The 10,669-nt window shown below is 62.9% G+C and carries 15 protein-coding genes; 7 read left to right on the forward strand and 8 right to left on the reverse strand.

Features of this window, described 5'->3' with window-relative positions:
• Positions 1–360: 360 nt before the first annotated feature.
• The 5 genes from QN222_RS24495 to QN222_RS24515 are packed head-to-tail and all read right to left on the reverse strand — an operon-like array spanning position 361 to position 3,573.
• Positions 361–729, reverse strand: coding sequence for a YbaN family protein (locus QN222_RS24495; protein WP_283964639.1), 369 nt, complete (start codon positions 727–729; stop codon positions 361–363).
• Positions 730–771: 42 nt separating this feature from the next.
• Complete coding sequence (locus tag QN222_RS24500) at positions 772–1,161, reverse strand: hypothetical protein (RefSeq protein ID WP_283964638.1); 390 nt, start codon at positions 1,159–1,161, stop codon at positions 772–774.
• 13 nt (positions 1,162–1,174) lie between these two features.
• The gene (locus QN222_RS24505) at positions 1,175–2,095 is read right to left on the reverse strand and encodes a U32 family peptidase (RefSeq protein ID WP_284005626.1); all 921 of its coding nucleotides are present in this window, start codon (positions 2,093–2,095) and stop codon (positions 1,175–1,177) included.
• A 3-nt stretch (positions 2,096–2,098) separates the two neighbouring features.
• Positions 2,099–3,076 (reverse strand): peptidase U32 family protein, encoded by a 978-nt coding sequence (locus QN222_RS24510; protein ID WP_283965886.1) that lies wholly within the window; start codon positions 3,074–3,076, stop codon positions 2,099–2,101.
• Complete coding sequence (locus tag QN222_RS24515) at positions 3,067–3,573, reverse strand: SCP2 domain-containing protein (protein WP_283965885.1); 507 nt, start codon at positions 3,571–3,573, stop codon at positions 3,067–3,069. Before QN222_RS24515 ends, QN222_RS24510 begins: the two co-directional genes overlap by 10 nt.
• 107 nt (positions 3,574–3,680) lie before the next feature.
• Here QN222_RS24515 and QN222_RS24520 point away from each other — a divergent pair, with 107 nt between their 5' ends.
• Positions 3,681–5,189, forward strand: coding sequence for a UbiD family decarboxylase (locus QN222_RS24520; RefSeq protein ID WP_283965884.1), 1,509 nt, complete (start codon positions 3,681–3,683; stop codon positions 5,187–5,189).
• The gene (locus QN222_RS24525) at positions 5,186–5,761 is read left to right on the forward strand and encodes a UbiX family flavin prenyltransferase (protein ID WP_283965883.1); all 576 of its coding nucleotides are present in this window, start codon (positions 5,186–5,188) and stop codon (positions 5,759–5,761) included. The genes QN222_RS24520 and QN222_RS24525 overlap by 4 nt, the downstream gene beginning before the upstream one ends.
• Before the next feature lie 32 nt (positions 5,762–5,793).
• Here the strand turns inward: QN222_RS24525 and QN222_RS24530 are convergent, their stop codons facing one another.
• From QN222_RS24530 to QN222_RS24540, 3 genes are all read right to left on the reverse strand, one after another.
• On the reverse strand, positions 5,794–6,486 hold the full coding sequence (locus QN222_RS24530) for an NnrU family protein (protein WP_283965882.1): 693 nt from the start codon (positions 6,484–6,486) through the stop codon (positions 5,794–5,796).
• Positions 6,479–6,916, reverse strand: a complete 438-nt coding sequence (locus QN222_RS24535) for a hemerythrin domain-containing protein (protein WP_283965881.1) — start codon at positions 6,914–6,916, stop codon at positions 6,479–6,481. The genes QN222_RS24530 and QN222_RS24535 overlap by 8 nt, the downstream gene beginning before the upstream one ends.
• A gap of 145 nt (positions 6,917–7,061) precedes the next feature.
• A complete protein-coding gene (locus QN222_RS24540; RefSeq protein WP_153439984.1) occupies positions 7,062–7,217 on the reverse strand; it encodes a hypothetical protein in 156 nt (51 codons plus the stop codon).
• Between the two features lie 239 nt (positions 7,218–7,456).
• On the opposite strand from QN222_RS24540, the gene QN222_RS24545 reads away from it, so the two are divergent.
• The 5 genes from QN222_RS24545 to QN222_RS24565 form a co-directional block, all read left to right on the forward strand.
• Positions 7,457–8,014, forward strand: a complete 558-nt coding sequence (locus tag QN222_RS24545; protein WP_284005627.1) for a cytochrome c oxidase subunit 3 — start codon at positions 7,457–7,459, stop codon at positions 8,012–8,014.
• A 4-nt stretch (positions 8,015–8,018) separates the two neighbouring features.
• Positions 8,019–8,297: a cytochrome C oxidase subunit IV family protein gene (locus QN222_RS24550; protein ID WP_283965718.1), complete on the forward strand. Its 279-nt coding sequence runs from the start codon at positions 8,019–8,021 to the stop codon at positions 8,295–8,297.
• A 169-nt stretch (positions 8,298–8,466) separates the two neighbouring features.
• On the forward strand, positions 8,467–8,919 hold the full coding sequence (locus QN222_RS24555; protein WP_283965717.1) for a cytochrome c: 453 nt from the start codon (positions 8,467–8,469) through the stop codon (positions 8,917–8,919).
• Between the two features lie 24 nt (positions 8,920–8,943).
• On the forward strand, positions 8,944–10,290 hold the full coding sequence (locus QN222_RS24560) for a nitric-oxide reductase large subunit (protein ID WP_283965716.1): 1,347 nt from the start codon (positions 8,944–8,946) through the stop codon (positions 10,288–10,290).
• Positions 10,291–10,366: 76 nt separating this feature from the next.
• On the forward strand, positions 10,367–10,669 hold a 303-nt coding region (locus QN222_RS24565), incomplete at its 3' end, for a MoxR family ATPase (RefSeq protein WP_284005628.1).

The following is a 10,669-nucleotide window of genomic DNA, read 5'->3' on the forward strand; positions in this document are numbered from 1 at the left end:
GCGCACTGCAGCCTCGCCGGCTGCCGTGCAGCAAGGCTCTCCTCGATCCTCATTCCTGTGCTTGTCACAGGAATCGAGCCAGCCCCTACAGCGCCGCGCGTCTTATCAGACGCGCAAAGGACGCTGTAGTACTTTGAATTGCTGCATGTTTTTATCCTTAAATCAGCTACGATTTAAAGAAACATGCAGTCCTTGGGCTGAACAGACTCTTCCGCGCCCGGCGCTGCTGGATCCCTGTGACAAGCACAGGGATGAGGGCGATAAAAAGCACCCGCCAAATCCATTACCCGATCGTCGTGTATTGTGACTGGACGCGCGAAGGTCGCTGTAGAACTCTGAATTTCTGCAGTGGATCGGCACTCAATTGCTCGGGCGCGTCAGAATGAACGCGGCCGGGAGTGCCATCACGGCCGCGACGATGGCCGCAAGCATCGCGTCCGGCGCGCTGAAGAGGCAGAAGAGACCGAAACTGGCGGCGATCAGGGCGACGGCGGTGAACTTCGCTCTCGCCGTGATCGCACCCTTTTCGCGCCACAGGCGCAGCGAGGGACCGAAGACCGGATGCTCGACAAGCCAGCGTTCAAGCCGGGGAGACGCCCGTGCGAACAGGCCCGCCGCCAAGAGCAGGAAAGGTGTGGTGGGCAATAACGGCAGGAACACGCCCGCGACGGCGAACCCGACCATCAGCCAGCCAAGGCACAGGCAAAGGATACGCAACGGAAGCTTCATTCTCCGTCTCCAGTAGGCCCGGTCCCGAAGGTCTCATCGTGTTCATCGCACAGCCGCCTTCGAACTCGGCAGGGCGGCGACATTGAGCAGCCGCGCCCCTTGCAGCGCGGCTTCGGCAATGTCCTCGAAAAGCAGCCGTGCTTCCACCAGCACGCTGCGGTCGGCATCCCCATAGCCGATCTCGTCAAGCTCGTGAAGCAGTTCCATGATCGTGGCGATGCGGCGCCGCTGGCGCCGGGCCTGGTCGAGCATGCGCTTTTCGCGTTGCCTCGCCGTCAGGCTTTCGAAGCGAAGCAGCAATTCGTCGACGCGTGTACGGCAGCCGCATTCGAGCGAAGCGGCATCGATCAACCTACGGATCTGGCTGATGACCGTCACGAGATTTTCATCGTGTGTGGTTTCATCTGCGAGCATGTCGAATTCACGTGTCATGGTGAGACTCCGGCTAAGTTGATGCGTGGCCTGCGATCCAGGCGGCTCCCTGCTGGGCGTAATGGAACCCGTTCGAAAGGCGCGTGCCGGGATAGGCCTCTTGAAGACGGGCGATGGCATCGGCGGGTGCGGACCTGCCGGCGATTGCATCGTCGAATGCTCGGGCGACGGAAACCATGTCGCAGTCCTGCGGTGAAAGGCGGATCCGCGATATGCCGGCGTCCGCCAGTTCCGGCAGTTCCTGGATCAGGGCCTGACATGTATGCGAGACGGTCTGCACGCCGTTCAGGACGAGAAAAGGCTGACGGTCGAGCGTTTCCACCACAAGCCCATCCGGGTCGTCGCCGCAGATGAACTGGCAATTGTCCTTGACCAGTCCCTTGGACCGGGCGTGCGCGCAGCGGGCCGAGATCGCCAGCGGGACTCGCCCGAACGCGAATATCTCGAAGGCCACGCCGGGCGCATCGCGAACGATCTCGCGCACGGATGTCATCGGCAGTTCCGGCGGCAGGCAGATGCTCGTCGCACCGCGCGAGGCGAGCAGCCGCGCGGTGGCGCCGTTATAGACGTTGATCAACGGGCCTATGGCATGTGGTTTGCCGGCAAGCAGCCCGAGCGCCGACAGGTCGTTGGCTTCGACCGGGTGCGCGCTGTCGCGCGCGAGCGCCCGCACCAGCTGGCTTTCCCGTTCGAGCGTGACGAGCGCCAGCGAGGAAAGGCTGACGCTCTTTCCCGCCTGTTCCAGCCGCTCCACCACCTCGCCGACATGCGGCTCGATGAAATGCAGGCGTTTCGAGCAGACCGTTTCGCCGATGAACACATGCGCGATCGGCGCCTCGTCGGCGATGCGGAAATAGAAATCGCGCCATTTCGGTCCATCCCAGAGGTAGAGAACCGGGCCGAGGCTGAGGCTTGGAAGCGTGGTGACGGTCATGATCTACCTCCAGCGCTTTTCATAGGCGCCGGACGTTGTCCGCTGGCCTTCGCTCAAGAGTCTCAGGCGCGAGATGAGGGCCGGCCGCTCGGCGGCATTGGCGGCGACCGCGCGGCGCATCACCGAGACGACCTCCGCCACATAGGCCTTGCCGCGCTGTCGTCCCTCGATCTTCAGCGCGCTGACGCCCGCCTCGCGCAACAGGTCGACGTGGTCCATCACGTCGAGCGAAACCGGGTCCTCGAAGGCGTAGCCGCGTTCGTCCGCGACGTTGAAGCGTCCCTTGCAGAGCGTCGGGTAGCCGGCTGCCTCGCCGGCCGGAAAGCGATTGATCGTATAATCGCCGAGTTCCGAGACGAGTTCGCGCCCATCCTCGCGGTAGCGGACATGGCTCGCCGGAGAACAGATACCGTTCATGTTCGGCGACTTGCCGGTCGCATAGGAGGAGAGCGAACACCGCCCCTCAGCCATCACGCAGAGGCCGCCGAAAACGAAAACCTCGATCTCGCAGCGGATCTGCTTTGCAAGGCGGGCGATGTCAGGAATGGTGAGGATGCGTGGCAGCACGACGCGCTTTGCCCGAAACGTCTCGACCAGGAAATTGACCGCGTCCGCATTGGCGGCGGAAGCCTGCACCGATACGTGCAGGCGCTGGTCGGGATAGCGCTCGGCGGTATAGGCCATCAGGCCGAAATCGGCGAGGATGACGGCGTCGGCGCCCAGGCGCACGGCATCGTCCACGGCTTCGTGCCAGAGCTTTTCGCGGCCGGCGCGCATGAAGGTGTTGATGGCAACGAAGGTCATCGCTCCGTGCTGACGGGCATAGGCGATCGCCGCCTTCAGCTCGTCGCGGGAAAAGTTCAGCCCCGGGAAGTTGCGGGCATTGGTCTCGTCGCGAAAACCGCAATAGACGGCATCGGCTCCGGCATCGACGGCCTCGCGGAATGCGGCCGGCGTGCCGGCCGGGCAGATCAGTTCCATTGGCCGGCCTCCCTGGGCAGGACGCGGCTTCTGATCTCCGCGGCGGCCCGGCCGATCAGCGGCGCGAAGGGGCCCGCGAGGCTGCCGATGTCGGAGGGCAGGTCGATGTTGCAGTCGTCGAGTGCATTGCGCAGCGCCAGCATCGCTTCCATGTCGCCGGTTACCGTCAGGTCACGCGAGAAGAAAACGGCGTCACCGTCGAGCCGGCCTTCGAGCAGGCCGAGGAGAAGGACGAAGCCGCCGGTGACCGAAGCGTCGGTCGCCGGCAGATTGGGCTTGCGGTGCACGGATATACGGGTCTTGGCAGGCTCGACCAGGAAACCGACCGGCAGGTCCGACGGAATGAAGCCATACCGCTTGGCCGCGTGTTCGCCGAGGCGATCGAAAAGGCCGGGATGGCGCGCCATGACGTGGGAGAAGACGAGCCTTGTCGCCCGCTCGATGGCGGGAATGGGGATGAGCCGGAGCGGAACGGCCATCGCTGTGGGAACGGTCATGAGGGGCCTGCGAACTTGTGAATGTTCTCCCGATGTTAGCCGGCTGCCGTCGCCTGTGTTTGTCCCACATCAAAGACAGGCGGAAATCACCGGCACAAAGAGGCGGCATGAACAAAGACTTCCGCACCGCAGAGCGCTTCGCCTCGCTTCAGGATTTTGCCTCGGCGCTGGAGCGCGACGGCGAGCTGAAGCGGATTTCGCGGCCGGTCTCGCTCGTCCATGAAGTGACCGAAATCCACCGGCGCGTCCTTGCATCGGGCGGACCAGCGCTCTTGTTCGAAAAGCCGGTCGATGCTTCCGGCCGCGTGCACGCAATTCCGCTGCTCGCCAACCTGTTTGGCGCGCAAGCGAGGATCGAACGTGGCTTCGGTCTGGCGCCGGGCGGATTACCCTTCCTTGCCCATGAACTCGCGGAGCTGCGTGATCCCCGGGCGCCGGGATCGCTGCGCGACGCCTGGGAGAAACTGCCCTTGCTGCGCTCCGCGCTCTCGATGCGGCCAAAGCATCATAGCCGAGCGCCGTGCCAGGAGATTGTCTGGAGCGGTCCGGAGCTTGATCTCGGGAACCTGCCGATCCAGTGGTGCTGGCCGGGCGAACCGGCGCCGCTCATCACCTGGCCGCTGGTTATCACCATGGCGCCGGACGATCCGACCGACATCAATGTCGGCATCTACCGCATGCAGGTTCTGGGCAGAGACCGCGCGATCGTCCGCTGGCTCGCCCATCGCGGTGGCGCGCGCCATCACCGCCTTTGGCAGCGACAGGGCCGGGACATGCCGGTCGCGGTCGCGATCGGTGCGGATCCGGCCACCATCCTTGCTTCGGTGATGCCGTTGCCGGACGGATTGAGCGAACTCAATTTCTCAGGGCTCATACGCCGGCGCCGAACGCCGTTGGCGACAGGTCGGACCGTGCCGCTTCCGGTGCCGGCGAACGCGGAGATCGTGCTCGAAGGGACCGTGTCCGCCATCGAGACGGCGGATGAAGGGCCCTACGGTGATCATACCGGCTATTACAATTCCGTCGACCGTTTCCCGGTGATGACGCTTTCGGCGATCACGATGCGCCGAAATCCGATCTATCTCTCCACCTATACCGGCCGGCCGCCCGATGAACCGTCGCGTCTTGGCGAAGCGATGAACGTGCTGTTCGTGCCGCTGGTGAAGAAGCAGTTTCCGGAAATCGTCGATCTGTGGCTGCCGCCGGAGGCCTGCTCTTACCGGGCGATGGTCGTGGCGATCGACAAGCGTTATCCGGGCCAGGCGAAGCGGTTGATGATGGGGCTCTGGTCGATGCTGCCGCAGTTCAGCTACGTGAAGCTCATCATCGTCGTCGATCCCGACATCAATGTGCGCAGCTGGCCGGATGTCGTTTGGGCGCTTTCCACCCGCTTCGACGCGAGCCGCGACGTGACGATCATCACCGAGACGCCGATCGACTACCTCGACTTCGCCTCGCCGCGGTCCGGCCTCGGCGGCAAGCTCGGGCTCGATGCGACCACCAAGATCGGCGCGGAGACCGACCGCGAATGGGGGAGGGTGCTCGACATGTCGCCGGAGGTGAAGGCCGGCGTCGACCGGATGTGGGCCGAGCTGGGTTTAGGAGACAGCCCATGACGGGAGTATCGAGGATTGTCGTCGGCGTGACCGGCGCTTCGGGAGCAGCGATTCCGTTGCGCATCGCCGAACGACTTGCACGGATCGACGGGGTCGAGATGCATCTGGTCATGTCGCCGGCGGCACACCGGACATTGAGCCACGAGGTGGGGCCGGACGCGCTATTGCGAATGCTCGAAAAGGCCGATCGAGTCTACGAGCACGACAACATCGGTGCGGCGATCGCCAGCGGATCCTTTCCGACCGCCGGTATGATCGTCTCACCCTGCTCGATGCGCACGCTGGCGGCGATCGCCAATGGACTTGCCGACAATCTCCTGGTCAGAGCCGCCGATGTGCATCTGAAGGAACGCCGGCGGCTGGTGCTGATGACGCGCGAGACGCCGCTCCACCTCGGGCACCTGCGCAACATGTGCGCCGTCACCGAGATGGGAGCGATCGTCATGCCGCCGGTGCCGGGATTTTATCACAAGCCGACAAGCGTCGAGGCGATCGTCGACCATCTTGCCGCGCGAGCCATCGATCTTCTGGCGCTGCCGATCGCGCCGCTCGCGGAAGCCTGGCAGGAATAAGGCCGGCCGGGAAGAACGTCCCGGCGGCAGGTTCAATACATCGGAAAGGCTTGCAGCAGCGGATCGGCGCCGAAGAGGACGTAGTGGCCGCCCGCAAGCAGCCAGAACGTGATTGCGGCCGTGGCAAAGGCCGACAGCACCAGGACCGGATCGAGCCGGAAGCGGGTGCGCCCGGTGAGGATCGCGGCGAAGGGCCAGATCGACGTGCCGGCGGCAGCGGTCGGCCACTTGTCGCCCAGGCGACGGCGTGCACGCCGCTCGACCATCAGGAAACCGCCAGCGGCAAAGAGCGCGAAACCGCCGAAGAGCACGAGCGAGCGAAGATCGCCGTTCGGCACGACGTGTCCCACCGCCCAGATGAGGAACCCCCAGAGCACCGGGTGGCGCGTGATGCCGACGATCGCCCCCATCCGTCCGGTGCCCTGAAAGATCGAGACGGAAAGCGGGTTCTCGCTGAAGAGGCCCGCAAGAACGAGAAAAATCCCAAGCGGTGCGAGCACAAACGTCACCCGGGCCTGCCACGGCGCCGCATCCCAGAGCGGTATGAAATCGAGTGTCAGCGCCGCGTGGAAGACCCAGACGAGGGCTAGGATCGAGAGCAGCGAATAGCCAGCGAAGTAACTCTTTCGCCCCAGCCGCTGAATGAGCCGCTCGCGAAGCTTCGGCATCGCGGGCACCATGTGCAGTGCGAGAAAGACGGCGAAGGCCAGCAAAAACTCACGCATGGCAGGCACCACCCCGACGGCTTTCCGCAAGCAGCAGGCGCTCGGTCGCGATATGGCGGCGAAGGCCCTCGAAGAGGGCACGCAGCATATAGCCGATCGCGTCCCAGCTTAGCCGGCAGCGACTGTGAAGCAACTCACGCAAGACCTGGGCGACCTCCGCCGCGGCCTTCTCATCATGTTCGTGCTCTGCGCGAAGACGCTCGATCAGCGTCGTGACGTTGCGACCGTCCGGCTGCGAGCGAAGTTGCCGGAAGAGCACTTGCTCCTCCAGTTCGTGCAGGTTGCCGAGCGTCGGTACCAGCGTGTTCGCGATCTCATCGTAGCGCGTCACATCGATTGCGTTCGGCAAGGCGTCGGCGATTGCCTCCAGCCGATCACATAATTCCAAGAGCGCGTCATAGCCGTTTTCCAGCATGCGGCTTCGTTGCATTGTCTCTCTTCCAGCCATCAGCCGGACTCCAGTCGATTTATCCTGGTGCAATCGTCTAGCCGGCGAGCCGGCTCGCTTCTTTGACATATCGCAAGTCCGATCGACGCGACGCAACTCCGGACGGAAAACCGCGGCACCCTGATTTCTAGCGATCGAGAAACAGCACCACGGCAATCGCGATCGAGAACAGGACGGCCGAGACCGTGCCGGCGCGCTGCAGCACACCCATGCGGTGCAGGACGAGGGCGAAAACGATGATGATGGGGGTAGCGACCGAAAGGCCGATCTGTGCGTCTGTCATCGAAGAACTCCTGGATCACGATGATTTTGGGTCGAGTCGGCCCAAAATCATAAACGTGAACGATTCTAATAAGTTGAGACGCGGGATGCGGGCGAAAAACCGCGCACACTTGCCCTCATCCCGCTCTTGGTTGCCTCACCGATATCCGGTTTTTGGTCCTCATTCCTTGCGAAATGTCAAAGACATCGCTTTGCCGGCTCGCCTAAGTGCCGATCATTTCCGATCAAGGGAGAGGCGGCATGGATGCACGCGTAACATCTGACATTGAAGCGGGAGAGGAAGCGCCCGCAGACGAGCTTCTGCTCTGGATTCTGGTCTGGAGCGAACTCGCGGCCTTCGGCATTCTGCTCGTGGCCTTTCTCGTCACCGGCTTCCTGCAGGCCGACGCCTTTGCTGCCGGGCGCAGCGAACTTAACCCCTTGCTCGCGGGCATCAACACGCTGGTGCTTTTGACGAGTGGCTGGCAGGCGGCGCTCGCCGCGCGCAAATCCGCTCTACCTGGGGAGCGTCGGCGTGCCCTCGTCATGGCCGCCCTGCTCGGCTTCATCTTCGTCGCTATTAAACTCACGGAATATAGCGGCGAACTCGCAAGCGGCGACCTTGCCCGGTTCGGTGCCTTCTTCGAGCTCTATTTCCTGATCACCGGCTTTCACCTGCTGCATGTGGTGTTCGGCGGCCTGATCCTGCTTCTCGTCGCCTGGCGCCAGACGCCCGGCAACGTAACCCTGATAACAACCCTCTGGCACGTCATCGATCTCATCTGGATCGTGATGTTCCCGATCATCTATCTGGTATGACGTCATGACGGACCGCAATCGAAACCAACTCGCTCGAACCTGGATCGTGCTCGTTGCCATCGTGCTTTCGGGCATGTTGGCGGTCGCCTTTCAAGGCCGTGCCCCTGTCGTCGCTTCCGCCGTTCTCGTCCTGGCACTCATCAAGGCCAGACTGATCATCCTGGATTTCATGGGCCTGCGCTCCGGTCCGGCCGCCATACGGCGTGGGCTTCTCGCCTGGCCGCTGATCCTTGCTCTGGTGGCAGCGGCGCAGCTGTTTATCACCGGCATGCCATCCGTTTGAAACCGCTCTGTTTGTTTGCCTAAACGCAAAGAACGCGCGCGGGAAATCCATAGACATGGATCGTGCCCCGGACATTCGTCGGCTCCGCCACAGGCGGTGGCAAACGGGGAGGGGATCAGATCAAGCCGGCCACGCTTTCGCGGCCATCTGAAATCGAAAGGACCACGTGATGGCAGAACGCCTCACCAAGACCGGGGCCCGAAACGTCTTCTACGGCGGGTCCTTCTTCTTCTTTGCAATATTCATCGGGCTGACGGCCCATAGCCACTACTACATGAAGACGAGCTCGACGGACGAGACGACGCTGACCGACTCGGTCGCGCGCGGCAAGCACGTCTGGGAAAAGAACTCCTGTATCAACTGCCACACGCTTCTCGGTGAAGGCGCCTATTTCGCGCCCGAGCTCGGCAATGTCTGGAAGCGCTGGGGTGGCGACAAGGATCCGGACAGCGCGCGCGAAACGCTGAAGGCGTGGATGGCGGCGCAACCCTCCGGCGTCGAAGGACGCAGGCAGATGCCGCAGTTCAACCTCACCGAGCAGGAGCTCAACGATCTCGCCGACTTCCTGGAGTGGACGAGCCGCATCAAGACCCAGAACTGGCCACCGAACGAAGCCGGCTAAGCGTTGCGATTGGAGTAAAGAACCATGAAATACCAGACCCAGAAGGTCGCGATGCTCTATTTTTATGGCGCACTCGGCCTGTTTCTCGCCCAGGTGCTGTTCGGTGTTCTAGCCGGCACCATCTATGTCCTGCCCAACACGCTCTCCGAGCTCCTGCCGTTCAACATCGTGCGCATGGTGCACACCAATGCGCTGATCGTCTGGCTGCTGATGGGCTTCATGGGCGCCACCTATTATCTCCTGCCAGAGGAAGCGGAAACGGAGCTTTACAGCACCAAGATTGCCGTCGCCCAGTTCTGGCTCTTCCTGATCGCTGCCGCCGTCGCAGTGGTCGGGTACCTTTTCCATATTCACGAGGGCCGCGAGTTTCTCGAGCAGCCCTTCGCGATCAAGGTCGGCATTGTCGTGGTGGCGCTGATGTTCCTCTACAACATCACGCTTACCGTTCTCAAAGGCCGCAAGACGACGGTTACCAACATCCTGATCTTCGGCCTCTGGGGTGTGGCGATCTTCTTCCTGTTCGCCTTCTACAACCCGATGAACCTGGCACTCGACAAGATGTACTGGTGGTACGTCGTCCACCTGTGGGTTGAAGGTGTCTGGGAACTGATCATGGCATCGGTGCTCGCCTTCCTGATGATCAAGCTCAACGGCATCGACCGCGAGGTCGTCGAGAAGTGGCTCTACGTCATCGTCGGCCTGGCGCTCTTCTCGGGCATCCTCGGTACCGGTCACCACTACTACTGGATCGGCGCCCCCGGCTACTGGCAGTGGATCGGCTCGCTTTTCTCGACGCTCGAAGTCGCACCGTTCTTCACCATGGTGATCTTCACCTTCGTGATGACTTGGAAGGCCGGGCGCAAGCACCCGAACCGCGCTGCCCTTCTCTGGTCGATCGGCTGCTCGGTGATGGCCTTCTTCGGCGCCGGCGTTTGGGGCTTCCTGCACACGCTGTCTTCGGTGAACTACTACACCCACGGCACGCAGGTCACTGCGGCCCACGGCCACCTCGCCTTCTTCGGCGCCTATGTGATGCTGAACCTGGCGGTGATGGCCTATGCGATCCCGGAAATCCGCGGCCGCCAGCCCTACAACCAGTGGCTCTCGATCGTCAGCTTCTGGGCGATGTGCACCGCCATCTCGGTGATGACCTTCGCGCTCACCTTCGCAGGCGTCCTTCAGGTTCACCTGCAGCGTGTGCTTGGCGAAAGCTACATGGACGTGCAGGACCAGCTGGCGCTGTTCTACTGGATCCGCCTCGGCTCCGGTGCGGTCGTCCTGGTCTCGGCGCTGATGTTCATCTGGGCCGTGCTGGTTCCCGGCCGGGAACGCAGCGAACGGCTCAGCGCTTCGATCCAGCCCGCCGAATGATCGCCCTGACCGACCCCGTCGCCCGCGTCGGGGTCGGTCCTTCCGCTTGCTTCGACTGTTTGTCACGGAGACCAAAATGAATTTCGTCCTGCCGAATGCAACCCTTCCGACCGCCGACATTCCGCATTACAGTCCGCTCGGCAACGAATGCGCGCTGTTCGAGACCGCCTGGGTCAGGCAATTGCCGCTCTTGCTGAAGGGCCCGACCGGCTGCGGCAAGACGCGTTTTGTCAGCCATATGGCCGCGAGGCTCGGCCTGCCGCTTTCGACTGTTTCCTGCCATGACGATCTTGCCGCCGCGGATCTCACCGGCCGCTACCTGCTGAAGGGCGGCGACACCGTCTGGGTCGACGGGCCGCTGACGCGCGCAGTGCGCGAG

It is taken from the genome of Sinorhizobium sp. 6-70, assembly GCF_030124375.1.
Taxonomy (GTDB): Bacteria; Pseudomonadota; Alphaproteobacteria; order Rhizobiales; family Rhizobiaceae; genus Sinorhizobium.